This window comes from Dyella sp. RRB7 (genome assembly GCF_022761115.1).
Lineage (GTDB): Bacteria > Pseudomonadota > Gammaproteobacteria > Xanthomonadales > Rhodanobacteraceae > Dyella.
On the sequence record NZ_JAKWJS010000004.1, the window covers coordinates 258,421 to 282,449 of the forward strand.

26 protein-coding genes are annotated in these 24,029 nt (G+C 67.0%); 3 read left to right on the plus strand and 23 right to left on the minus strand.

The annotated features are described in order from the left end of the window. Positions 1 to 115 precede the first annotated feature (115 nt). The 21 genes from kynU to MJ606_RS12385 all read right to left on the minus strand — a co-directional run bounded on the left by kynU (position 116) and on the right by MJ606_RS12385 (position 19,097). On the minus strand, positions 116 to 1,399 hold the full coding sequence (gene kynU, locus MJ606_RS12285; RefSeq protein ID WP_243049803.1) for a kynureninase: 1,284 nt from the start codon (positions 1,397 to 1,399) through the stop codon (positions 116 to 118). 56 nt (positions 1,400 to 1,455) lie between these two features. After that, positions 1,456 to 1,962, minus strand: a complete 507-nt coding sequence (locus tag MJ606_RS12290) for a hypothetical protein (RefSeq protein ID WP_243049804.1) — start codon at positions 1,960 to 1,962, stop codon at positions 1,456 to 1,458. Then, the gene (locus MJ606_RS12295; RefSeq protein WP_243049805.1) at positions 1,959 to 2,987 is read right to left on the minus strand and encodes an amidohydrolase family protein; all 1,029 of its coding nucleotides are present in this window, start codon (positions 2,985 to 2,987) and stop codon (positions 1,959 to 1,961) included. The genes MJ606_RS12290 and MJ606_RS12295 overlap by 4 nt, the downstream gene beginning before the upstream one ends. 203 nt (positions 2,988 to 3,190) lie before the next feature. Then, positions 3,191 to 5,275 (minus strand): FUSC family protein, encoded by a 2,085-nt coding sequence (locus MJ606_RS12300; protein WP_243049806.1) that lies wholly within the window; start codon positions 5,273 to 5,275, stop codon positions 3,191 to 3,193. Between the two features lie 85 nt (positions 5,276 to 5,360). After that, entirely contained in the window at positions 5,361 to 6,110 is a 750-nt protein-coding gene (locus MJ606_RS12305) for an N-acetylmuramoyl-L-alanine amidase (protein WP_243049807.1), read from the minus strand. 115 nt (positions 6,111 to 6,225) lie between these two features. Next, a complete protein-coding gene (gene yeiP, locus MJ606_RS12310; protein ID WP_243049808.1) occupies positions 6,226 to 6,789 on the minus strand; it encodes an elongation factor P-like protein YeiP in 564 nt (187 codons plus the stop codon). Positions 6,790 to 6,924: 135 nt separating this feature from the next. Continuing rightward, positions 6,925 to 7,686, minus strand: a complete 762-nt coding sequence (locus MJ606_RS12315; protein ID WP_243049809.1) for an SDR family NAD(P)-dependent oxidoreductase — start codon at positions 7,684 to 7,686, stop codon at positions 6,925 to 6,927. 83 nt (positions 7,687 to 7,769) lie between these two features. Beyond that, positions 7,770 to 8,345, minus strand: a complete 576-nt coding sequence (locus MJ606_RS12320) for a GNAT family N-acetyltransferase (RefSeq protein ID WP_243049810.1) — start codon at positions 8,343 to 8,345, stop codon at positions 7,770 to 7,772. Then, a complete protein-coding gene (locus MJ606_RS12325; RefSeq protein ID WP_243049811.1) occupies positions 8,342 to 8,809 on the minus strand; it encodes a GNAT family N-acetyltransferase in 468 nt (155 codons plus the stop codon). Before MJ606_RS12325 ends, MJ606_RS12320 begins: the two co-directional genes overlap by 4 nt. Then, positions 8,803 to 9,405, minus strand: coding sequence for a YdeI/OmpD-associated family protein (locus tag MJ606_RS12330; protein WP_243049812.1), 603 nt, complete (start codon positions 9,403 to 9,405; stop codon positions 8,803 to 8,805). Before MJ606_RS12330 ends, MJ606_RS12325 begins: the two co-directional genes overlap by 7 nt. Before the next feature lie 10 nt (positions 9,406 to 9,415). Then, complete coding sequence (locus tag MJ606_RS12335) at positions 9,416 to 9,901, minus strand: GNAT family N-acetyltransferase (protein WP_243049813.1); 486 nt, start codon at positions 9,899 to 9,901, stop codon at positions 9,416 to 9,418. Beyond that, positions 9,898 to 11,217, minus strand: coding sequence for an amidohydrolase family protein (locus MJ606_RS12340; RefSeq protein ID WP_243049814.1), 1,320 nt, complete (start codon positions 11,215 to 11,217; stop codon positions 9,898 to 9,900). The genes MJ606_RS12335 and MJ606_RS12340 overlap by 4 nt, the downstream gene beginning before the upstream one ends. A 67-nt stretch (positions 11,218 to 11,284) precedes the next feature. Then, positions 11,285 to 11,659, minus strand: a complete 375-nt coding sequence (locus tag MJ606_RS12345) for a hypothetical protein (protein ID WP_243049815.1) — start codon at positions 11,657 to 11,659, stop codon at positions 11,285 to 11,287. 43 nt (positions 11,660 to 11,702) lie between these two features. Continuing rightward, positions 11,703 to 12,467: a LytTR family DNA-binding domain-containing protein gene (locus MJ606_RS12350; protein ID WP_243049816.1), complete on the minus strand. Its 765-nt coding sequence runs from the start codon at positions 12,465 to 12,467 to the stop codon at positions 11,703 to 11,705. Beyond that, a complete protein-coding gene (locus MJ606_RS12355) occupies positions 12,464 to 13,729 on the minus strand; it encodes a histidine kinase (RefSeq protein ID WP_243049817.1) in 1,266 nt (421 codons plus the stop codon). Before MJ606_RS12355 ends, MJ606_RS12350 begins: the two co-directional genes overlap by 4 nt. A 144-nt stretch (positions 13,730 to 13,873) precedes the next feature. Next, a complete protein-coding gene (locus MJ606_RS12360) occupies positions 13,874 to 14,770 on the minus strand; it encodes a hydroxymethylglutaryl-CoA lyase (RefSeq protein ID WP_243049818.1) in 897 nt (298 codons plus the stop codon). Positions 14,771 to 14,795: 25 nt separating this feature from the next. After that, positions 14,796 to 15,104, minus strand: a complete 309-nt coding sequence (locus tag MJ606_RS12365; RefSeq protein WP_243049819.1) for a hypothetical protein — start codon at positions 15,102 to 15,104, stop codon at positions 14,796 to 14,798. A gap of 90 nt (positions 15,105 to 15,194) precedes the next feature. Next, positions 15,195 to 17,192, minus strand: coding sequence for a biotin carboxylase N-terminal domain-containing protein (locus MJ606_RS12370; protein ID WP_243049820.1), 1,998 nt, complete (start codon positions 17,190 to 17,192; stop codon positions 15,195 to 15,197). 91 nt (positions 17,193 to 17,283) lie between these two features. Further along, positions 17,284 to 17,802 carry a cupin domain-containing protein gene (locus tag MJ606_RS12375; protein ID WP_243049821.1) on the minus strand — a complete coding sequence of 173 codons (519 nt, stop codon included), beginning with the start codon at positions 17,800 to 17,802 and terminating at the stop codon, positions 17,284 to 17,286. Positions 17,803 to 17,855: 53 nt separating this feature from the next. Continuing rightward, the gene (locus tag MJ606_RS12380; protein WP_243049822.1) at positions 17,856 to 18,248 is read right to left on the minus strand and encodes a VOC family protein; all 393 of its coding nucleotides are present in this window, start codon (positions 18,246 to 18,248) and stop codon (positions 17,856 to 17,858) included. A gap of 54 nt (positions 18,249 to 18,302) precedes the next feature. Further along, on the minus strand, positions 18,303 to 19,097 hold the full coding sequence (locus MJ606_RS12385) for an enoyl-CoA hydratase/isomerase family protein (protein WP_243049823.1): 795 nt from the start codon (positions 19,095 to 19,097) through the stop codon (positions 18,303 to 18,305). Between the two features lie 115 nt (positions 19,098 to 19,212). Between MJ606_RS12385 and MJ606_RS12390 the strand changes: the two genes are divergently transcribed. Genes MJ606_RS12390 through MJ606_RS12400 form a run of 3 tightly spaced genes read left to right on the plus strand, consistent with a single transcriptional unit; the run spans position 19,213 to position 21,595 of the window. Next, a complete protein-coding gene (locus MJ606_RS12390) occupies positions 19,213 to 19,458 on the plus strand; it encodes a FeoA family protein (protein WP_243049824.1) in 246 nt (81 codons plus the stop codon). Further along, entirely contained in the window at positions 19,455 to 21,299 is a 1,845-nt protein-coding gene (locus MJ606_RS12395; protein WP_243049825.1) for a ferrous iron transporter B, read from the plus strand. The genes MJ606_RS12390 and MJ606_RS12395 overlap by 4 nt, the downstream gene beginning before the upstream one ends. Then, complete coding sequence (locus tag MJ606_RS12400; protein WP_243049826.1) at positions 21,296 to 21,595, plus strand: DUF6587 family protein; 300 nt, start codon at positions 21,296 to 21,298, stop codon at positions 21,593 to 21,595. The genes MJ606_RS12395 and MJ606_RS12400 overlap by 4 nt, the downstream gene beginning before the upstream one ends. A 61-nt stretch (positions 21,596 to 21,656) precedes the next feature. On the opposite strand, the gene MJ606_RS12405 is transcribed toward MJ606_RS12400, so the two are convergent. Next, complete coding sequence (locus MJ606_RS12405; RefSeq protein ID WP_243049827.1) at positions 21,657 to 22,604, minus strand: phospholipase D-like domain-containing protein; 948 nt, start codon at positions 22,602 to 22,604, stop codon at positions 21,657 to 21,659. A gap of 446 nt (positions 22,605 to 23,050) precedes the next feature. Then, complete coding sequence (locus MJ606_RS12410; RefSeq protein WP_243049828.1) at positions 23,051 to 23,830, minus strand: sel1 repeat family protein; 780 nt, start codon at positions 23,828 to 23,830, stop codon at positions 23,051 to 23,053. Between the last annotated feature and the right edge of the window lie 199 nt (positions 23,831 to 24,029).

The window sequence follows — 24,029 nt, forward strand, 5'->3', positions numbered from 1 at the left end:
GCTTGATCTATCGAGATAAGACACCGCCAGCCTCTGGCGGGATGGCTGTCCGCGGACAGATGACGGACAGGCACGTGTCCGCGTCTGGTCGTGCTCCTGCCAGGCTGTCGGCGGCTTAAGCGCCGAGGGCGGCCCAGGCTTTCACGGCCTCGGCAAACGCCAGGCAGTCGGCAAACCGGTTGTATAGCGGCGTGGGAGAAATACGGATGACGTCGGGCTCGCGCCAGTCACCGATGATGCCGTGCTCCATCAGGTACTCGAACAGCGCGCGTCCCCGCTCCCGGCCGCCCAGTACGCGGATGGAAAGCTGCGCGCCGCGCCGCGCGGGGTCGGTGGGCGTCACTACTTCCAGCACGTGGTTGAGCTGCCTCTGCACCAGCCACTCCAGGTAACCGGTGAGCCGCAGCGACTTTTCGCGCAGACGCGACATGCCGGCGCGGCGGAAGATCTCCAGCGACACCCGCAGCGGGGCGAGGGCGAGGATGGGCGGGTTGCTCAGCTGCCAGCCATCGGCGCCATAGGTGGGCACGAAGCGTGGGCCCATCTGGAAGCGCGTGGTCTTGTCGTGGCCCCACCAGCCGGCAAAGCGTGGCAGCTCGGTACGCGCATGGCGCTCATGCACGAACGCGCCGCCCACCGCGCCCGGGCCGCCGTTGAGGTATTTGTAGCTGCACCAGATGGCGAAGTCCGCGCCGCTGTCGTGCAACTGCAAGGGCAGGTTGCCCACCGCGTGCGCGAGGTCGAAGCCGACCATGCAGCCATGGCGGTTGGCCAGGCGGGTGATGGCGGCCAGGTCGAAGGCCTGGCCGGTGCGGTACTGGATGCCCGGCAGCATCACCAGGGCAATGCGCGAACCATGTTCGGCGAGTGTCCGCTCGATCGCATCCAGCGAGATCGTGCCGTTCGGTTCGTCGCTCTCCAGCTCGATCAGCGCACTGGCCGGGTTGAAGCCGTGGAAGCGCACCTGCGACTCCACCGCGTAGCGATCGGTGGGAAACGAGCCCGCTTCGATCAGGATCGCGTGGCGTTCCGGCGTCGGGCGATAGAAGCTCACCATCATCAAGTGCAGGTTCACGCCCAGGGTGTTCATCGCCACCACTTCGGAAGGCTGTGCGCCCACCACGGCGGCGAGGTCGTCGCGCACGAACTCGTGATAGTCCATCCACGGCAGGCGGCCCTTGAAGTGGCCTTCCACCCCCAGTTCGCCCCAGTAATCCAGCTCGGCGCTGATCGCGGGGCGCACGGCGCGCGGCTGCAGGCCCAGCGAGTTGCCGCAGAAATAATGGCTGTCACGCTCTTCGTGCGGGGGGATCAGGAACTGGTCGCGGAAGCCGCCCAGCGGATCGGCGGCATCCTGGGCCTGCGCCCAGGCAAGGGTGGCTTCGTACGGTGCGGACATCGGGGACTCTCGTGCGGGAAGTCGCGCCCGCAGAGGGCGCGACGCGGTGCGACAGGTTACTTCAGGCGTGCCGCGATGGCATCGCAGCCCTTGTCGAAGCTGGCCTTCCAGGCCGCGCCGGCCTGGCTTTGCGACGGACGCACGCAGCGCAGCTGGATGGCATGGTTGTCCTTGAGCCAGTAGCGCTCGCTATAGGTGTAGTCGGCGCCGTTTTCCTGCGCGGTATAGGTGAAGTTGCCCGGGCCCTGGCCGGCCCCGGCCTGGTAACCGGTAAGGCCCTTGGCCTTGCCCATGGCGCCGTTCACGTACTGCTGGTAGCCACTGGCATCGGCCACCTGCTTCACCGTCACGGTGACGCGGGCGAGACTGCTGCTGGCGGTGGGCGAGGGGTCGGGCACCTGGAACACGCGTACTTCCGGGTCGCCCTGGGTTTCCATGATGCCGACCCATTGGTCGGGCGTGCTGAAGGTGACGCTGCCGCCGGCCATGCTGATGTCGGTGGCGTGGGCCGCGCCAGCCAGCACGAGGGCGCTGGCGACGATCATGTTGCGGAAGAAGCTCATGCCTGCTCCTGGGCGATGGGTTCGAATCGGTGTCGTGGCAGCCCCAGCCATTCCAGGGCGGTACCGTGGAAGAGCTGCGCACGGTCGGTGTCATCCAGGCCTAGCGCCTCGATGCCACTGCCCGGATGTTGCTCCCCCAGCGGGAAAGGATAGTCGGTACCCAGCATCACGCGCTCGACCCCGGTCACATCCAGGAGATAGCGCAGGGCCTGGGGGTCGTGCACGCAGGAATCGAAATACAGGCGCTTGAGGTATTCGCGCGGGTTGCGCGGGTTGTCGGTGGCGACCAGGTCGGGGCGCATGCGGAAGCCATGCTCGATGCGGCCGATGGTCCAGGGAAAACTGCCGCCGCCATGCGCCAGCATCACCCGCAACCGGGGCAGCCGTTCCAGCACGCCCCCAAACACCAGGCAGCAGGCCGCGCGCGACTGCTCGGCAGGCATACCCACCAGCCATGGCAGCCAGTACTTGGGCATGCTGGGCGTGCCCATCATGTCCCACGGGTGCACCATCACGGCGGCGCCCAGGTCCGCGGCGGCCTCGAAGAATGGAAACAGCTCCGGCGCGTCCAGGTTCCAGTCATTGCAGTGCGAGCCCACCTGCACGCCCTGCAGGCCCAGCTCGTCGATGCAGCGCTCCAGCTCGCGGATGGCCAGGTCGGGTGACTGCAGCGGCACGGTGCCGATGCCGGCGTAATGGCGCGGATGATCGGCGCACAGCCGCGCGGTTTCGTCGTTCAGGTGGCGATGCAGCTCCAGCGCCTGGTAGCCGGGGGCCCAGTACGAGAACAGCACCGGCACCGTGGAAACCACCTGCACGCCGACGCCGAAACGCGCGTAATCGTCGATGCGCTGCTGCGCATCGAAGGCCGATTCCCATACCTCGCGGAAGAACTTGCCGTCCTTGTAGATACGATGCCGCCCATCGTTATGGATCATCACCGGAAAGCGGTCGTCCCCGTACTTGGCGGCAAGGTTCGGCCAGTCACGAGGCAGGATGTGCGCGTGGGTATCGATCTTCAGCATGTCGCCGAGTGTAAGTCTTGTGCGCGTGGGCGTCGCGGGGGGCACGATGTGGTGGAAGGGGGGCTTGGCCGTCTCGGCGCGATTGATTCGCGTTGGGCGCGGAGGGCGCTTTAGCTGGTCATCCGCGCGAAAGCGGGGAACCAGGGACTTTCGTTTCTTCTTGGGCGTGGTCGCCAGCCGAAAAGCAGCAGGCGCACAAAGCATCACACCATCGCCGTCGACCGATGAGGATTGCGTCCCGTCACATGCGCCAGCGTGTTGACGTTGTCGACTAGGCGATCGCTGATGCGGGTGAGCAGCTCCGCCGCCTGGCGGTCCTCCGCCATGCCGAGCAACGCCGCATAGGTACGCTGCAGGCTGCGCAAATCGGGCAGCCGTTCCGGTGCGCGCTGTGCGCGTAGCGCCGCGGCGATTTCGTGCAGTGCGGTGGCGGCATGATCGACGAACGCGCACATCTCCGCCGTCTCCGGCAGGCTGTCGTGGTCGTCGATCAGCGCTTCCAGCGTCATTGCCGTGCGGGCGAGGCGGTTGCCGTTGGCGAACAGCGCGTTGGCCAGTTCCAGCAGGGCCGGCGGAGTGGCCGGTTCGGCACGCATGCGGTCCAGCGAGGCCTGGGCGTTGCTGCGGGCGGTGCGGGCGGCCGTGCGTGCTTCGCGCCGGCCGTCGCGGCGCTCGGGGCGCGCCAGGGCGTGCAGGTAATCGGCATAGGCATCCAGCATGTCCGACAACGCGGCGCGGGCGCGGCCCCGTTCCCAGGTCGGCCACAACACATAGGCGAGCAGGGCCATGCCGCTGCCCAGGGCGGTGTTGATCACGCGATCCATCACCGCGTCGCTGGAGTTGACGCCTTCGAAGGACAGCAGGATCACCACCGTACCGGTCAGCGCGGCCACGGCGACGCCGTAGTGGGCGGTGGCGAGGTATCGGAACGCCATGCACAGCACCGCCATCAGGGCCAGATGCGCCCAGGCATCGTGTGGCGTGATGTGCAGCAGCAAGGTGGTGAGCACCAACCCGAGCACGGTGCCGACCACACGCAGCAGGCCGAAATTGAAGGTGGCGGCAAAGTCCGGCCGCAGCACGATGGCGGCGGTCATCGGCAGCCAGTAGCCATGCGGCAGTTGCAGCTCGCGCGCCACGAACAGCGTGGCGGTAAGGGTGACCGCGCTACGCACCGCATGGCGGAAGGCTACCGAGTGCGGCGTGAGATTGGCACGCAAGGTGGCCCGCGCCGAGTTGCTGCGCAGGGCTGCCGGCAGCGGCGTCTCGGCGGCGGCGGCGCGCAGTTCGCCGCGGCTGCCGGCCCAGTTGGCGTTACGCACGGCAGCGGCGAGCTGGCCGGAGAGCGCATGGATGTGCGTGGCCAGGCCGTCGGCGTCGCCGCCGTTGCCGAGCAGGGCGTTCTCGCTGGCCTGCAGGGTCTGCAGGGCGTGCTCGGCCTGCTGGGGCGAGTCGCCGGCTTCCAGGGCGTCGGCCACGGCGGCGAGCACGCGCGCGGCGTCGCCGCGGAACATGGCGTGGATGGTGGGGTTGGCCCGCAGCTCGGCCATGGCGGTGAGTTCCAGGCGGATGCGCTCGGCCAGTTCCAGCAGCACGCCGAACGCTTCCATGGCGCGGCCACGAGCATGGTGCCGGCCCAGCAGGGTGTGCTGCAGCGTGGTCATGGCATCGGTAAGCGCGGGCACGTCCGCATCGTCGTGCGCCTGTTGCCGGGCCAGCATGGACAGCCCGCGATAGACCGCGGCCAGCGCGTGGCGCTCGGGGCGGTAGCGCTGCAGTGGCCACGCCGCCACCGAGAACACCGTGAGCAGCAGCCCGCCGGCAAAGATCAGGCTGGCCGCGCCCAGGGCTTCGCCCAGCGGGCGAGGGGTGGCGGCCGTGACCACCAGCAGGATCATGCTGGTCATGCCCACCCGGGTCATGTCGGCACCGAACACCACCAGCAGGCCGCCGCAGAAACCGAACGCGGCCGTGGCAATCAGCATGGGGATCAACTGGTCGCCGATCAGGAAGCCGATCAGCGAGGCCAGGCCGGCCGCCAGCGAGGCCAGCAGCAGTCGGGTCATGCGCTGGCGATACGGGCCGGGCTGGTCCGAAAACATGGTGTCCAGCGCGCCGGCGCCGATACCCAGGCCGATGCCCGGATGGCCGCTGGCGATGCCGATGGCCAGCGGCAGGATCACCGCAGCGGTGTTGCGCACGACCACGCGCACGGGCACGTCCGGACGCTTGGCCGTGATCAGGCTGTCGACGACAGTGGCGCGTAGCGAGTAGCCGCTGGCAGGCATGGTGCTTCGTTCGCTCCTAAACGTTTCGCTGATTTTGCCTCAGCCGTGCTGAAGCGGATGCGACGAAACGCGATGGGATGACCCGCTACGAGCTTGCGCCCAACTGGCGGGCCAGGGCATACAGCACGCGCAGGTCCTGCGCATCGAGCGAATCGCCGTCCATGCCGCGGAAATGGTGGTGGAACGAGCGCACCGCGGCGGTGCGGTTGTCCAGGGGGTAGCCGATCAGGCCCAGCGCCATCCACGGGTCGAAGTCCGCCGGCGGATCGATCAGCGGCCCGCGCGGCCACAAGCCGAAGCCCGCATTGGCCAGCTGTCGCCAGGGGAAGAGCGGGCCGGGATCGTCCTTGCGCCCAGGGGCGAGATCCTCGTGCCCGATGATCTGCGTGCGCGGGATGCGCAGCCGGTCGGTCAGGTCGGCGAGCAGGCGCAGCAGGCTGTCGATCTGCACCTGGGTAAACGGCGAGTCGCCATTGTTGTCCAGCTCGATGCCGATCGATGCCGAATTGACGTCGGTGATGGTGCCCCAGCGCCCGGCGCCGGCATGCCAGGCGCGTTGGCTGTCATCCACCAATTGGTAGATATGGCCATCGTTGCCGATCAGGTAGTGCGAGCTGACCGGACCGCCGCTGTTGTGGGTGCGCAGCGTTTGCAGGGCCTGTTCGGCCGAGTCGTCGTTGGTGAAGTGCAGCACGATCAGCACCGGTCGGCGCTGGTCGAAGTTCGGCGAGGGCACCCATTGGGCGATTGGATTGTGCACCGGCACCGGGGCGCAACCGGCCAGCAGGGCCAGCAGCAACGGCAGCAGCGCACGCCGTGGGGTGAGGGAGGGCATGGCGGTCATGGCGCGGGGATGATGTCGCGAAGCTGCCGCAGTGGCGCGCCATGGTCAAGCAAAAAAAACGGCGCCCTTGGACGGGCGCCGCTGGAAGCTGCGGAAGGCGCGCGGATCAGGCGCGGCCGGCGAACTCGCCGGTGAGCGTGTTCACCCACACCTTTTCTTCGTTGGTGATGTACTCGGGCACCTGGATCTCGACGCCGGTGTTGAGCTTGGCCGGCTTGGTGCGCTTGGTGGCGCTGGCGCCCTTCAGTTCCGGCGCGGTGTCCACCACGGTCAGCGTCACGCTGGTCGGCACCTGCAGGCCCACCGGCGCGTCGTCGATCAGCTGCACGTAGTAACCCTCGACGTCCTCGACGATATAGCCGGCGTTGTCGCCCACCAGTTCCGGCGAAAGCAGGTATTGCGTGTAGTCCTCCTTGTCCATGAACACGAACACGTCGCCGTCCATATACGAGAAGTTCGCCTCGCGGCGCACCAGGTCCATTTCCTTGAGGTCATCGTCGGCGCGCAGGCTCAGGTCGAACTTGCGGCCGCCGGGGATCGAATACATGGTGAAGCGGAACGTGACATTGCCGCCACGCGCGGTGGGCGCGCTGCGCTCGATGTCGCGCACCTGGTACACGGTGCCTTCGTGTTCGACCACATTGCCTTTCTTGACGTCGGAAGCTTTCATGGGATGTCTGACCGGATGGTTGGGATGTCTCGTTGCCGTCATCCCCGCGAAAGCAGGGATCCAGTGTCTTCAATGGCGAAGCAAAGGTGCTGGATTCCGGCCCGCGCCGGCATGACGATGAGGTGGATGGAGGAATTACTTCGGCTGCAAGCGCACCGCGCCATCCAGGCGGATGGTTTCGCCGTTGATGTAGCGGTTGCCCAGGATGAAACCCACCGTGCTGGCGAACTCCTCGGGCTTGCCCAGGCGCGACGGGAACGGGATCGAGGCCGACAGCGACTCCTGCACCTGCGGCGGCATGCCGTCCACCATCGGGGTCCAGAAGATGCCCGGCGCGATGGTCGCCACGCGGATGCCGAAGCGCGACAGCTCGCGCGCCATCGGCAGCGTCATGCCGACCACGCCGCCCTTGGAGGCCGAGTACGCCGCCTGCCCGATCTGGCCTTCGAAGGCAGCCACCGAGGCGGTGTTGATGATCACGCCGCGCTCGCCGTCTTCGCCGGCCTCGTTGGCCTGCATCAGGTTGGCGCCGGCCTTGGCCACGTTGAAGCTGCCCACCAGGTTCACCATCACGGTGGTGGCGAAGGTGGTGAGCGGCATTGGGCCTTCCTTGCCCAGCATGCGGCCGGCGCCCAGGATGCCGGCGCAGTTCACCACCACGTTCAAGCCGCCCAGCGCATCGCGCGCCGCGGCGACATTGGCGTAGACGCCTTCCTCGGAGGTCACGTCGGTACGGAAGAAGTGGCCGCCCAGCGCCTTGGCCGCGGCCTGGCCCTTCTCCTCGTTGACGTCGAACAGCGCGACCTTGCCACCGTTGGCGACGACAAATTGCGCCACGGCGTGGCCGAGACCGGAGGCGCCGCCGGTGATGATCGCCTTGACCTGATTGAGCTGCATGGGGAGTTTCCGGGTAAGTCAAAAGTGGAATGGTAGCCGAGGAGCCCCGGGCGCCGCTCGGGCGCCCCGTCGCTGGCGCGGGATCAGGCGTTGACGCGCCGCAGCAGCTCGGCCCAGTCGCCGGCCTGGCGCAGGCTTTCGAAGGCACGCACGGGCCGGGGCGGGTTTTCCGGCGCCTGCAGCTGCTTTTGCCACACGCCCACGTCCCACCATTGGCCCAGCTTGTAGCCGGCGCTGCGCCAGACGCCGGCGGGGGCGAAGCCCATGGCTTCGTGCATGGCGACGCTGCCGTCGCCGGGCAGGGTGATCACGCCCACTGCCTGGTTCAGGCCCTGCAGGGTCATGGCATCCAGCAGCACGGCGTAGAGCCGGCGTGCGATGCCGCGGCGGCGCGCATCGGCGTGCACGTAGATCGAGGTCTCGGCGATCCAGTCATAGGCGGCACGCTCGCGGAAGCGGCTGGCATAGGCGTAGGCCAGCACGCGGCCGTGCTCTTCCCAGACCAGCCAGGGATATTGGCGCAGGCGCCCGACGATGCGCTCGCGCATCGCCTCGATACCCGGCAGCTCGGTCTCGAACGTGGCCACGCCCTCGATCACGGACGGTACGTAGATGTCGTGGACGGCGGCGGCGTCGTCAGCATGGGCGATGCGGATCATGCGAGGTTTTTTTCCATGCAGATGCTGCGCGGGTTGGCGCGATGTTCGCCGAACGGTGGGCAGCGACGGTAGCCGGCACGTTCGTACAGTTCCAGCGCCTCGGTCTGGGCTGTGCCGGTCTCCAGCCGAACCACCTTGCCACCGGTGCGGACCACTTGTGATTCCAGCGCTTCCAGCAATTGCTTGCCCAGGCCCAGCCCCCGGCAGGCCGGCAGTACGTACATGCGCTTTACTTCCACATAGTCCTCGTGCTGCACACAGGCGCCGCAGGCGACCGGCGTATCGTCCACGCGCGCCGTGAGGAAGGTGACGTTGGGCTGGCGCAGTGCTTCCACCGCCACCGGCTGGATATTGCCGGTGGGATAAAGCTCGGACAGATAGCCGTCCAACTCGTGGATCAGCGGTATGACGTCGGGTGAGGCGGGGTCGTCGATCTCGAAACGGAGTACCGGCGCTTTCAGCATGATGTGTATTTCCAATGGCGGCGCTTGCCTTCGGCCAGCCACTCCAGCATGGTGGCGATGCGTTTCTGTCGCGTGGCTGCGGTCTTGGCCTCGGTGATCCACTCCACGTACTCGCGCTGGGCGCTGGGTGGAAAGTTCTCGTAGGTTTTGCGGGCGGCGGCATGCTCGCGCAGTGCGAACAGGCTCGCCACTTCTTCGGGAAGTACGGCGGGAGGTTTGGGCGCACTCGAAGGGCGTTTCGGCTTTATGCCGGCTTCGTTCAACGCCATGGCCTTCTTCAGGTGGGCGACGAGGGTTTTCTTCGGCGGAAGGTCCTTCAGCGAAGTCAGCTGACCGAACTGGCCCATGCCTTTTTCGGCCGTCTCGCCCAGTACGCCCCGGCGCTGCCAAAAGCCAAAGCTGCAGTGCTGCTTGAATGCCGCCATGTTGCACAGCAGGGCGCCCTTGTAACCAAAGAACGGCATGCCCCATTTGATGTCTTCCTCGACCTGCGGGCAGGCCTCGTGGATCACGGCCCGCAGATGCTCGAGAATCGGTTGGGCGAAGGGCGCCGACCTGGCGATGTAAGCGTCGATGCGAGCGTCGTGGCTGGCCATGCCGTGCCTCTTACAAGTTCAGGATGAAAAACTTGTCGCAGCTGAAGTGACCGGTGCCCCCCATGGGGGCATCCAGCGTGGTGAATCCATGTCGACGATACAACGATTGCGCGGCGTCCATGCCGGTCAGCGTTTCGAGATAGCAGCGTGCAAAGCCGTGTGCGCGAGCCGCGTCCAGGCAGCGTTGCATCAGCGCGCTGCCGGCGCCGATGCCGCGCGCTTCCGGCAGGAAATACATCTTGCGCAGTTCGCATACGTCCGCATCGCCGCCTTCCAGCGGCGCAATGCCGCCGCCACCGAGCACGATGCCATCACGCTCCACCACGAAGTACGCGCTGCGTGGCCGGGCGTACGCGTCGTACATGCGGTCCACTTCGGCATCGTGGATGGCGAAGCCCGGGCCATCGGCGCCGAACTCCGGCATGACGGTGCGGATGATGTAGGCGACGGCGGGGTTGTCGCATGCTTCGATGGGGCGAATCAGGACGTCGGTCATGGGGTGGCTTGCGGTGCGCGGTAGATGGTGCCGTCCTTCATCACGAAGGCGGGGTGCTGCAGGTCGTCGATATGCGTGCTCGGGTCGCCGTTGAAGGCGACGAGGTCGGCGCGCAGGCCCGGGGTGATGCGTCCGAACCTGTCCTGCTGGCGCAGGATGCGCGCGGCCACGTCGGTGGCGGCGTGCAGGGCCTGGGTCGGCGTCATGCCGTCGCGCACCATGTTGGCCGGTTCGCGCCAGTTGTCGCCATGGGTGAACACGCCCACGTCGCTGCCGTTGCCGATGATGACGCCGAGCTTGAGCGCGGTGCGGAACGCACGCTCGGCATCACGCATGCGCGCGGTGGGTTCGCTCTGGCCGGGTACGTAGTGCTCGAAGTATTCGGCGGTCGATTCCACGGCGGTCAGGGTGGGTTCGTAGGCCACGCCATGCTGCTTGAGCAGGCGGAAGGTGGCTTCGCTGGCGCCGTAGCCGTGTTCGATACTGTCCACGCCGGCCTCCGCCGCCAGCCGCACGCCTTCGTCGCTGGAGGCATGCGCCGCGACGGGGCGTCCCGACAGGTGTGCGGTATCGACGATGGCCTTCATCTCCGTGAGTGACAGCGTGGGCTGGGTGCTGCCGTCGGCACCGACGCGGTAGTCCGCGTACAGCTTGATCCAGTCGGCGCCGCGGCCGGCCTGTTCGCGGGTGGCGCGGATCGCCTCGTCCACGCCGCTGATTTCCTGCGCGCCGCCGGGCAGGTCCAGGTCCGGACGAAAGCCGCGCGGCCCCGGCCCGTAACTGGCGGTGGCGACAATGGCGCGGGTGGCCACGAACAGGCGTGGCCCCGGAATCATGCCTTCGTCGATGGCGCGCTTGACCGAGACGTCGGCGAAGCCGGCACCCTCGGTGCCCAGGTCGCGCAGTGTGGTGAAGCCTGCGAGCAAGGTGGCGCGCGCATGCGCGGCGGCTTCCAGCGTGCGGTAATCCTGCGCTTCCTTCAACACCTGGTCGTTCCACAAGGTTTCGTTGTACGGGTGCAGGAACAGGTGCGAGTGCAGGTCGATCAAGCCGGGCGTCAGCGTGGTGCCGGGCAGGGCGATGCGCTGGGTGCCGGCGGGTGCATGGAGACTGGCCTCCGGCCCCACCGCGGCAATGACGTCCTCGTGCACCAGCACGGCCCAGCCGGGGTGGGACGTATCGCCGTCGGCCGTCCATACGCGATCAGGGAGCAACAGCACATTGCCCTTGGGCGAGGCGGTCATTGCGCTGGACGTCACTGCCAGCAGCAACGCCGCCAGCGCGCCCGCCCCCTTCATCCATCGATGTTGCCGCATGGCCTGCTCCCCACCTGCTCGAACCTCGATTCTAGCGAGGCGGGGCGTCCTGCGGCGAGGGCGCAGGTCAGGGCGTGGCGCGGGTGAGGCTCGCCATCTGTTGCGCGCATTCGCTGGGAGCGGCCGGGCTTGCCGTCACGCAGCTGCGGAAGTCGGCTGGCAGGGTGGTGACCACCAGGGTGTCGCCTTCGCGCATGCTGAACGTGGTGAGCGCCGGCTTGCAGCCGTTGCCGGTGGTGGCGCAACGGCTGGGCAACACGGTGTAGTGGCAGACGCCGGTCTTGCTGCGCAGGCAGTGAAACGAGGCCAGTTCGCCGATGATCTGGATCTGGCTGTCGATCACGTCCTCGCCGTCGACGATGGCGTGGGTGACCACGGTCCGTCCAGGTTCGCCGCCGGCAACGGCCAGCAGCAGGTAAAACAGCAGGATCAGTTTTTCCATGACGGTCTCCGGCGCTGCGCGAGGCGCAGCGGTTTCGCGGGGTTCACATGTTGCGGAACAAGGCCATGAAGGGCTGGCTTACCACCAGCGTCTCGGGGCGCTGCCTGAGGCGCAGCGTGCCCTTGCCGGTGTCGTCGCGCACCACGGACGCGACGGCCTTGAGGTTGACGATGGTCGAACGATGGATCTGCTTGAACAGCGTGGGATCGAGCCGCGCCGCCAGTTCACGGATCGGCGTGCGCAGCAGCACTTCGCCATCGGCCGTCATGGCCACCGTGTACTTGTTGTCGGCGCGGAAGTAGGCAACGTCGTCCACCATGATCAGGCGCGTTTCGCGGCCATGGCTGGCGGTGATCCAAGTGAGCGGCGATGCGCTCTGGTTCCGCTCCAGCGCCAGCTCCCGCAGCAGGGACGCAAGCGTTTCCGCATCGGCCGTGGATGGCGCGCTGCGGGTCTTGATCCGCTGCACGGTGGCGGCCAGCCGCTCGGCACGAATGGGCTTGAGCAGGTAATCCACCGCGCCGCGTTCGAAGGCGTCGATGGCGTACTGGTCATACGCGGTGATGAACACCACCTGCGTCGCCGGGCTGGCCTCGGCCGCGGCAGCGGCCACTTCCAGGCCGCTGAGGCCGGGCATGCGGATGTCCAGGAAGGCGACGTCCGGCCGTCGTTCGGCGATGGCTTCCAGCGCGCCGGCGCCGTCCTCGCACTCGGCCACGATGTCCAGCTCGGGCCACGCCTGCGACAGCGCCTCGCGCAGGGCGGTGAGCAGCAGGGCCTCGTCTTCGGCGAGGATCGCGGTGGTCATGGCGCGCTTCCCGTCTGGCTGGACGCGGCGCGTACCGGCACGGTGATGGTGCTGGCCACGCCTTCGGGCGCGTTGCTTACCACCGACAGCGAGGCGGCGGCGCCATAGATCAGGCGCAGGCGTTCGCGCACATTCTTCAGGCCGATGCCGGTACCGCTGCTGGCGTCGCTGAAGCCACGGCCATCATCGGCCACGGTGATGGCGACGGCGTCGTCATCGCGGCGCGCACTGATCCATACCGTGCCGCCGCCGGGCTTGGGTTCCAGTCCGTGCTTGATCGCGTTCTCCACCAGCGTTTGCAGCATCATCGGCGGCAGCGGCACGGCGCGCAGGGCATCGGGCACATCCAGTTGCAGCGACAGGCGCGGGCCCATGCGCAGCCGCATGATTTCCAGGTAGGCGCGCGTGCGTTCCAGCTCGTCGCCGAGCGTCGACAGCGCGTCGTCGGTCAGCGGTAGGGCGTGGCGCAGGTAGTGGATCAGGTGGCCGAGCATATGATCGGCCTGGACCGGGTCGGTGCGCGTGAGGTACTGCGCGCTGGCCAGCGTGTTGTAGAGGAAGTGCGGCTCGACCTGCGCATGCAGCAGGTTGAGGCGCGCCACGGTGCGCTCTTTCTCGCTCTCCGACTGCGTCGCGCGGAGCTTTTCCAGGCGCCGCTTCTCGGCCACGCGGCGGGTGATGGCGCGGGTGATCGCCTCGGCATTCTCCAGGTTGGTGCCGTCGTCCACGCGAAACCAGTCGCTCCATGCGGCAGCCTCCGGTTCGCAGATCAGGGTGACGCTGCCGGTGCCATCGCCCGGCGTCACCGTGGCGTAAATCTGGTTGCGCAGATGGCCGAACCAGGTGCCCGGATTGAGCCGCCCCCACGCGCTGCGTCCGTAGGGTATGGGCCGCGCCACCTTGGCGCGGACCTGCAGGCTGTCACGCGCGCTTTCGACGTCCTCGGTGCGCGGCAGTTCGCGGATGGCGGCATCGAGCAGGTCGAAGGCCTCGTCGGCCTCGAACGGAATCTCCACCCGCCGCCGCTGCCGGTTGCCCAGCGTGTCGCTGTCGATATGGCCGGCGATCAACCGCACCCGGCGCAGATGCGACACCGCGCTGGTCACCACCAGCATCAAGGCGATAAAGATCAGCAGCGTCGCCATCGGGCCGCTATCGCTGTCGCGAAGCGGCTCGCTGTTGGTGACCAGCAGCGCCACAAACAGCAGGGCGAGGAACCACGCCAGCACCAGTCGGGCGACGAAGAACAGGCTCTTGATCACGTGCAGATCCCCGGATGCGTTGGACAGGGCAGGAGCATAGCCAGCCCCACGGCGCCCGTGGGCATCCCGTCGACGGAACGGCGATGGCGGCGACGAAATGGCCTGGGCAGGGGATGAATCCAGGCGCGTGGCAGCCCGCGCGGGCTATGCGGCCGTGCGCGCTCGCGTGACGCGGCTGGCGGTTTCCTTGTGCAGCTGCGCGGCCAGCCAGGCGCCGGTGGCGATAAGGATGTCCAGATCGATGCCGGTGTGCAGGCCCATGCCGTGCAGCATGTAGACCACGTCCTCGCTGGCGACATTGCCGGTGGCGCCCTTGGCATACGGGCAACCGCCGGTACCGGAGACGGCGCTGTCGACCACACGCACGCCTTCTTCCAGGCAACTGAGGATATTGGCCAGCGCCTGCCCGTAGGTATCGTGGAAATGCACGGCCAATGCCGCCATCGGCACTTCCTGCGCCACGGCATGCAGCATGGCGCGCGCCTTGGCCGGCGTGCCCACCCCGATGGTGTCGCCCAGCGACACTTCGTAGCAACCCAACTCGTGCAGGCGACGCGCCACGCGCACCACATCGCTCACCGGCACCTCGCCCTGGTAGGGGCAGCCGAGCACGGTGGAGACATAGCCGCGCACCTTCACGCCATCGGCCTTCGCGCGCGCCAGCACCGGCATGAAACGCTCGATCGACTCGTCGATGGAGGCATTGATGTTCTTGCGGTTGAACGCCTCGGAGGCGGCGGTGAACACGGCGATTTCGTTGACGCCCACCGCGCGTGCGCGCTCATAGCCCTGCTCATTGGGCACCAGCACCGGGTAACTCACCCCCGGCACCTTGCGGATGCCCTGATAGACCTGTGCCGCGTCGGCCATCTGCGGCACCCACTTGGGACTGACGAAGCTGGTGGCTTCGATGCTCTGCAGGCCGGTGCTGGAGAGACGGTCGATCAGGGCGATCTTCACGTCGGTCGGCAACAGGGTCTTTTCGTTCTGCAGGCCGTCGCGGGCGCCGACTTCGACGATGCGGACATGGTCGGTATTCATGAGCTTTGGCTAGGTGCGGTTGAGGTCAGTCCCACAACATGAACCCTTTGCCGCTGGACAGCAAGCGTTCGCGTTCCTCGGCGGAAAGCAGGCTGAGGCGGCGCATCATTTCCCGGTGCTCGGCCTCGATCAGGTCCTCCATGGGCGGCGTCGGGGGCAACGGAAACAGCTGCCGGAAGGCATCGATGTCGATATGGTCGAGGCAGCTCATGTCCTTGTCTGCCAACTCGGGGCGCCGCCGCTTCAATTGCCGGACGCGTTCCTCGAACGGCAGGATGTTCGCGTGCAAGGATTCGCAGTGCTTGAAGCGTTCGTCATTCTCGTCGTGCGCCATGTCGGTGTGTCCGGGGCCAGGGATGGAAGCCCATTTCACAAACCAGCGCCAGGCCGAACAAGCCGGTCGCTGCTGACATGGCGGTGGGCGTCAGCTGACGAAGCGCACCAGCACCGCATCGGCTTCCACGAAGTCGCCTTGCGCGGCGCTGATGCTTTCGATGGTGCCGGCACGCGGTGCTTTCAATGCCAGCTCCATCTTCATGGCTTCCATCACCAGCAGCTCCTGGCCTGCTTCCACCGTATCGCCCGCGCCGGCCTTCACCAGCACGATGCGGCCGGGCATGGGCGCGGTGACCTGGTTGCCGCCGCCGGTTTCCTTCGACTGCCAGGCAAACGCGGCCGCGCGTTCGAAAGCGTAACGGTTGCCGGCGGCATCGTGCACGGTGACGCGCGCGGCGTCGGCACGCACGGGCAGGCGCAGGGCCTCATCGTTGAAGCGTGCGCTGAGACAGTCGCCATCGTGGCGCGCGCCGTGCACTTCGGCATGGGCATCGCCATGGCGCAGGCGGTAGTCGCCATCGTGGCCGTATGCTTCCACTTCATGGCGCTGGCCTTGCAGCGAGAGCGCGACGATGCGCTTGCCCGCATGTCCCACGCGCCACGCGTCGGCGCGTGACCAGGGCGAGAACGGATCGGCGCCGGATCGGGTGCTGGCGATCGCGCTGCGCTCATCGTGCAGCAGCGCGGCGACGGTGGCGGCGAACAACACCTCGGCGTCCGGGGTGGCGTCGCCAGCGAGGAATTCATCGAGATGGCGATCCAGATAACCGGTATCGATGCGACCTTCGACCACCACCGGATGGCGCGCTAGTCGTTCGAGGAAGGCGATATTGGATTTGGGGCCGACGATCTCGCTGGCCATCAAGGCGTCGCGCAGGCGCTGCAGGGCTTGCGGGCGGTTTTCATCCCATACGATGAGCTTGGCGATCATCGGGTCGTAGAAGATTGTCACCGTATCGCCTTCGATCACGCCGCCATCGAGGCGCACGTGGCGCGATGGCGACGGCAGGCGCAGCTTGAGCAGCTTGCCCGAGCCGGGCAGGAAGTTCTGGTCGGGGTCTTCGGCGTACAGGCGCACCTCGATGGCGTGGCCGCGCGCATGGACCTGTGCCTGCGTCAACGGCAACGCTTCGCCACTGGCAACGCGCAGTTGCCACTCCACCAGGTCCAGTCCCAGCGTTTCTTCGGTGACGGGATGTTCCACCTGCAGGCGCGTGTTCATTTCCATGAAGAAGAACTCGCCGTCCTGGCCGACGATGAATTCCACCGTGCCGGCACCGACATAGTTCACCGCCTTGGCGGCGGCCACCGCGGCGGCGCCCATGGCGGCGCGGCGCGCGTCGTCGAGGAAGGGCGAGGGCGTTTCCTCCAGCACCTTCTGGTAACGGCGCTGCGCCGAGCACTCGCGTTCGTTGAGGTGGATGACGTGGCCGTGCGTGTCGCCGAACACCTGGAATTCGATGTGGCGCGGATGCTCCACGTAGCGTTCAAGGATCACGCGCGTATCGCCGAACGCACTGGCCGCCTCGCGCTGGGCCGAGGCGAGCGCGTCGGCGAATTCGCTCTCGCTGCGCACGATGCGCATGCCCTTGCCGCCACCACCGGCGGCCGCCTTGATCATCAGCGGGAAACCGGTGCGGCGCGCTTCCCCGGCGAGCACGTCGGGCGACTGGTCCGCGCCGTGGTAACCCGGCACCAGCGGCACCTGGTGCCGTTCCATCAGCGCCTTGGCGGCCGCCTTGGAACCCATCGCGTCGATGCTTTCCGGGCGCGGGCCGATAAAGGCGATGCCGGCTTCGATGCAGGCACGCGCAAAGGCGGTGTTCTCGGAGAGAAAGCCATAACCGGGGTGGATGGCCTGCGCGCCACTCTTGCGCGCCACGTCGAGGATGACCTCGCCGCGCAGGTAGGAGTCGGTGGGGCGGGGGCCGCCGATCGGCCAGGCTTCATCGGCCAGTCGCACATGCTGGGCGTTGGCGTCGGCTTCCGAATACACGGCAATGGTGTGTATGCCCAGGCGCCGGCAGGTGCGGATCACGCGGCAGGCGATCTCGCCGCGGTTGGCAATGAGTACGCGCTCGAACATGCGGCTTCCGGGGACGGTGCGAAGTCGCTAAACCTAGCAGATTGCCGCGCCGCAGCCGATGCGCGGCGCAGCAAAGCCGCCTGGGCTGGCGCTACTCGCCTTCCCAGTAATCCACCGTCATATCGGGTTTGCTGATGATGCGAAAACCCTGTGGAGTGCCATCGGCTGCCGGCGGATAGTCCGCCGCCACGCCATATTTGCCCGTATCGGGGTACTCGCAGATTTCCGGCGACTGCCTGGTGCTCACCCCGAGATAACGCAGCTCGCGGGTACCCGTGTTGATGATCTGGTGGGCATGCTCCGGACCGCCGGGCGGACAGGCGATGACGTCACCCGCGCGGATCGGATAGCGCTCCTTGCCGATACGGATTTCACCGTCGCCCTCGAGCACGAAGAACATCTCCTCGTTAACCCGATGGCAGTGAAACGGGAACGCGCGCTTGCCCGGCGGCACGGCGGTGATGTTGTAGCCCAGCTTCTGCGCACCCAACTGGGCGGAGAAGCGCCCCATGCGCGCCTCGAACCGCTCGGCGGTCTCGCCGCTGGGGCCGAAGCCCGGCGGGAAGGGCTGCAGTTCGACGTCGGCGATGTTGATGATGGGATATGGCATGGTGTCGGTGGTGGCTGCCGTGGTTGCCCATACAGGATGGCCTGGCCTTGCCGTTACGCCGGCTGGTGACAGACCGCTTCGATGTTGTGCCCGTCCGGATCGAGCACGAAGGCGCCGTAGTAATGCTGGTGGTAGTGCGGCCGCAGGCCGGGCGCGCCGTTGTCCTTGGCGCCGGCCGCGAGCGCGGCCTTGTGGAAGGCATCGACGGCGGCGCGGTTGGCGGCGCTGAAGGCGATGTGCACCGGCCCCACCGAATGGCCGTGCTGCGAGGTGCCGATCCAGAAAGTAGGCCTGCCGTCGATGCCGAAGCCGGCGTGGTCGCCGTCGCCGGTCTGCTCGGCGGTGACTTCCATCACCAGCGCGCCACCCAGCGGCGCCAACACCTGGCGATAGAACTCGCGGCTGCGTTCGTAGCCGGAAACCTGCAATCCCACGTGGTCCAGCATGGCCTCGCTCCTTGGGCGATGGGCGGAAACGTGTCGAGTATGTCGCGGCCGAGGTTAGCCCTGCGTGCACCAGGCGGGCGCGCGCTTGCCGAGGAAGGCGGCGAGCCCTTCCTGGCCCTCCGCCGACACGCGCAGGCGCGCGATCAACGCCGCGTTGGCTTCATCCAGCTGCGCGGCACTCGCTTCATCCGCACCGGCCACGCGCAGCGCCAGCTGCTTGGCTTCGGCCTGCGCCAACGGGCCGGCTTTCGACAGCAGCTTGAGCGTGGCGTCGACGGCGTCATCGAGCTGCCCGGCCGTCACGCATTGATGCAGCAGGCCGATCTGCAAGGCGGTGGCCGCGTCGAACAGTTCGCCGGTAAGAAACAGCCGCCGCGCGTGGCGCAGGCCGATCGCGTGAATGACATAGGGCGAGATCACCGCCGGCACCAGGCCGAGCTTCACCTCGGTCAGGCCGAACCGCGCGCTGTCCACGCCGATGGCAATGTCGCAGCAGGCGATCAGCCCCACGCCGCCGCCGTAGGCCGCCCCGTTGACGCGGGCAATGGTGGGCTTGGGCAGGTATTGCAGCGTGCGCATCAGCCGGGCCAGGCGGCGCGAATCCTCGCGATTGTCGGCTTCGCTGGCCTGGGCCATGCCGCGCATCCAGTTCAGGTCGGCGCCGGCGGAGAAACTTGCGCCTTCGCCGCTGAGCACCACGGCACGCACGCCGGCGTCCTGGCCGGCCTGGTCCAGCGCGGCGGTCAGCTGCGCGATCAACGCGTCGTCGAAGGCGTTATGAACTTGCGGACGGTCAAGCGTGATGCGGCGGACCCCGGCGTGGTCGGCGATGTGGATGGTGTCGGTCATGCGGGGCTCCCGGGAAAAGACGCACATCATAAACAGCCTGTTTCCCACCGGGAGCGCTGCAGGCCCGGTGAGACTGCTGTACAATGCGAACCATTCTTATTTGAGTTGGTGACCAGTGCGCCTGTCCGACCTGCCGAAAGGGGCAACTGCCGTGGTGGACCGAGTGGACGATGCTCATGCTTCCGACCTGATCGCGCAGCGCTTGCGCGACCTGGGTTTTGTGGCGGGCGAGCCGGTTCGCCTGGTGGCTGTGGGGCCGCTGGGCGCCGACCCGTTGCTGATCCAGATCGGCTCGACCCGCTTTGCGCTGCGACGCGCCGAGGCGGCCCGGGTGATCGTGCGTGCGGAGCTGGCGGCATGAGCGCGGGCACCGTGCGCATCGCCCTGGTGGGCAACCCCAACTGCGGCAAGACGGCGCTGTTCAACCAGCTCACCGGCGGCCGCCAGAAGGTGGCCAACTACGCTGGCGTCACCGTCGAGCGCAAGGAGGGCCGCTTCACGGCGCCGTCCGGCCGTGTGCTGCAGTTGCTGGATCTGCCGGGCACCTACAGTTTTGACGCCAACAGCCCGGACGAGCAGATCACCCGCGATGTGCTGGAAGGCAATTATCCCGGCGAGGCGGCACCGGACCTGATCGTCTGCGTGGCCGACGCCACCAACCTGCGCCTGCACCTGCGTTTCGTGCTCGAGGTGAAACGCCTCGGGCGTCCGGTGGTGCTTGCGCTGAACATGATGGACGCGGCACGGCGGCGCGGCATCGTCATCGATGTGCCCGAGTTGTCGCGCCGGCTGGGCATGCCGGTGGTGGAAACCGTAGCCGTGCGCCGTGACGGCGTGAAGGCGCTGATCGAGCGCGTGGATGGCGAGATGCCGGTGGCCGCGCCGGTGCAGGCGGACGATGCGGCCAGCCGCGCTGACCTGCATGGGCAGGTGCGCGAACTGCTGGCGGCCACGGTAAGCATGCCGCGCGCCACGGCCGAACTGGATGATGCGCTGGATCGCTGGGCGCTGCACCCGTTGTTCGGGCTGGCGATCTTGTCGGTGGTGATGTTCCTGGTGTTCCAGGCGGTGTACGCCGCCGGCAAGCCGATGACCGACCTGATCGGCGACGGTTTCGGCTGGCTGGGCGCGCAGGCCACGGCCTGGATGCCGGCCGGACCGCTGCAGAGTCTTATCGTCGATGGCGTGTTCGGCGGCCTGGGCACGGTGATCGGCTTCCTGCCGGAAATCCTGGTGCTGTTCTTCTTCATCCTGGTGCTGGAGGAATCCGGCTACCTGCCGCGCGCGGCCTTCCTGCTCGACCGGCTGATGGTGTCGGTGGGCCTGACCGGGCGTTCGTTCATCCCGCTGCTCTCCAGCTTCGCCTGCGCCATTCCCGGCATCATGGGCACGCGCAGCATCACCGATCCGCGCGACCGTCTCGCCACCATCCTGGTGGCGCCGTTGATGACCTGCTCGGCGCGGCTGCCGGTGTATGCGCTGCTGATCGGCGCGTTCATTCCCACCCGGCGCGTGTTCGGCATCTTCAATATGCAGGGCCTGGTGCTGTTTGCGCTGTATGCGGCTGGCGTGCTTGGCGCGATGGCGGTGGGCTGGGTGATGAAGCGCCTGCGGCGCGATCGCAGCGAGCATGCGCTGCTGATGGAGCTGCCGTCCTACCGCCTGCCCAAGCCGCGCGACGTGATGATCGGCCTGTGGGAGCGCGGCATGATCTTCCTCAAGCGCCTCACCGGCGTGATCCTGGGGCTGACCGTGCTGATGTGGTTCCTCTCCACCTTCCCGTCGCCGCCGGCTGGCGCCACCGGCCCCGCCATCGACTACAGCTTCGCCGGTTACATGGGGCGTGGCCTGCAATACCTCTTTGCGCCGCTGGGCTTCAACTGGCAGATCAGCGTGTCGCTGATTCCCGCGTTTGCCGCGCGCGAGACGGCGGTGGCGGCGCTGGCCACGGTCTATGCGGTGGGTGGTGATGGCGCCGACGGCGCCGGCCTGGCCCAGGCGCTGGCGGCCAATATCCCGCTGGCCAGCGCGTTGTCGCTGCTGGTGTGGTTTGCGTTCGCGCCGCAGTGCATGTCGACGCTGGCGGTGATCCGTCGCGAGACCAACTCCTGGCGCAACGTGGCCATCTCGTTCGGCTACATGTTCGCGGTGGCCTACGTGGCCTCGTTCCTCACCTATCAGATCGCGAACCTGCTGACATGAGTACCGGGCTGCTCGCGCAATACGTGGTCATCGGCGTGCTGGTGCTGGTCAGCGCGCTGATCACTTTCCGCAAGCTGGCGCCGCAGCTCACCAATCGCTGGCTGGCGGCCATGGCGCTGCATCTGGATCAACCCGCGCATGCGGCCTGGCAGCGCGCGCTGGGTCGTCGACTGCAGCCGAAGCAGGCGACCGGCAATTGCAGCGATGGCTGCAGTACCTGTGGTGCATGCGGTCCCAAGCCCCCCGCTGCGGCGCATGACGCCCAGCCGCTGGAATTCCGCCCGCGCGCCAAGTGAATCCCGTACGCGAAACAGCCGGGGCGTGTTTCTGCACGCCCCGGCTGCCGTACCTCATGTCTTACCAGGCCGTGCCGCCCGCGTAGTCGCTGCTGAGCGTGGTATTGAGCTGCGCGAGGATGGTCGGATCGGTGGTGATCAGCCCGAGTTCGCGATTGTCGTTGATCGAGGCCGAGGAGAAATTCTCCGAGCCGACGAACGCACGCGCGGTCGAGGTGCCGTAGTCGGCCACGATCGCCTTGGCATGGATGTACAGCGATGCCGTCTCCGCATAGGTGCTGATGTGCGCGCCGGCTTTCTTGAGCGCGTTGAATTCGCTCTTGTAGTCGTTGTCGTCGTTGGTCATGCAGATGGTCACCTTGACGCCACGCTTGGCAGCGCTCTCCAGCGCGCTGACGATGGTGCTGTAGCTCATCTCCTCGTTTTCGACCAGCAGGCTGGTCTGGGCGGAGTTGATCACGGACAGCAACTGGGTCTTGGCGTTGGTGGGGCTCCAGACCAGGTCGTCGCCCACTGGCGGGGTGATCTTCTGGGCCTGGAAATCCGCATTGAAGGTGCTCTCGATGGCGGCGACGTCGTTGGCGTCGACATCGATGACCGCGAAATCCCGCGAGGTGCTGTAGTAGCGGCTGGTCAGGTTCAGCGTCAGGATCGCCGCCTTGCTACCGTCGACCACGATGGTCTTCTGGTGCGTGGCTTCGTATTTCGTCCACGCCCAGACCACGTTCGCGCCACAGTCTTGCAGCTGGTTGTAGGCGCTGAGGTTGTTGGAGTACTCATCGTTCTGGTCGAGTATCACGCGCACCGCGATGCCGTTCTCGGCGGCCTGGCAAAGCAGGCTCTGCGCCTGCGTATCGACCAGTTCGTACATGGTCATGTCGATGCTGCTGGTGGCCGACTGGATCAGGTTGTAGATGGGTGTCAGCCCCTGGTCGGGCTCGACGATCAGCGTCTGCGTGGTGGTTGCCGTGGCGGCCTGTGCGCCGGCGGCGACGCCGAACAGGCTCATGCAGAGCAAAGCCGCGGAAGCGGTGTTTCGCGCAATTGCCGACCAACTGTTGCGGATGTCCATAAAACGAATTCCCTTGTCGTTGGAGTGCCATCAATGACGCGCATGCCCGCTGGCATGCGTCGTAGCCTGGTTAGCGGCGAGGTGGACGAGCGTGATGGAGCCGACGCTTTCCCCGATGCCTGCGCCGTAACCCGCCGTGATCTAAGCGTCGTTGCATGACAGCGACTTTTCGGCTGGAGGCGGCAAGTTCTTGCGTTTAGATCCGATGCAGCTTCAGCCGGACAAAGCGTGATGGTTGTCACCAAACGCGGGGCGCGCAAGCCAAGGCGCCGATCGCGCTGCATGGCGCGGCGTCATGGCGATAGCGGTCTTGTACACCGGCGTGGCGTCTCCACGGCGTGTCCGATGCATCCGTTAAGGGGCATCGATGACGCTTCAGGCGTTCACGGATGATCCGGCGGTGGGGTGCCGTTGTCCCTGAGAAGCTCGGCGTCCTTCACCTTGACTGGCGTGAGGATGCCGACGGTAACCGTGCCCGAGTACAGGTAGCTCTGGAACTTCGGGTCGTATGGATCATCGCTCGCGCGCAGCTGCTGATAGGCGATGACGCCATCGGTCTGGTGCACGCCGGTGACTTCGCCTGGCGTGGTGGCAATCATGCCGCCGGTGCCGACGTCATAGTTGGTCGGTGCCTGATGGTTGGCCATGCCTACCATGCCGCCGACAACCAGATGGGTGGCTGCCGAGCCCACGCGTGAGCCGGTGGCGGAGTAGCGCACTTCGCGCCAACGCGCCTTGGCGCGAACCAGCGCCGTTGCATCGCCGTAGGTAGGCAGCAGCTCGCGCCATATCTCATTGGCCTGCGCAAACTGCTCCGGTGTCAGGTGTGCGTACAGCAGCTGCTTGGCGTACACGTACTGCTTTTCACCGCGTTCGGCGGCCAGCGCGAACCACGCCATGGCCCTTGGCAGATCCACCGGCGAGCCGTGGCCGTTGAGATAGAGCACGCCCAGGTTGTACTCGGCCGGCTTGTACGCCCACGAGGCAGCAACCTTGTACATGGCAATGGCGTGCTCGTAATCGTGACGCTGGTTGGCCAGGGCGCCCAGATAGAAGAAGTACTCGCCGGGACGGCCATCGTCCTCGGGCGTGTTGAAGGTGTCGCTCCGGCTATTGGGGACATCGGGCGTGGCGCTATAGCTCACCACCTTGCCAGACACCACGGGGGTATCCAGGGGGATGGTCGGCAGGGGTACATCCGTGCTGGCGTGGACTGACCCCAAGGCCATGCCCAGCGATAGCGGGAGACCGCGTAAACAGAGCGTCCAAAGCCTTCGCGTCGTCATGGCGGCACCTCGATCGTCTGCGTGGAAATGCAGCGCAATCACGCTACTCCCATCGCATGCGCTGGGCAATGCAGCG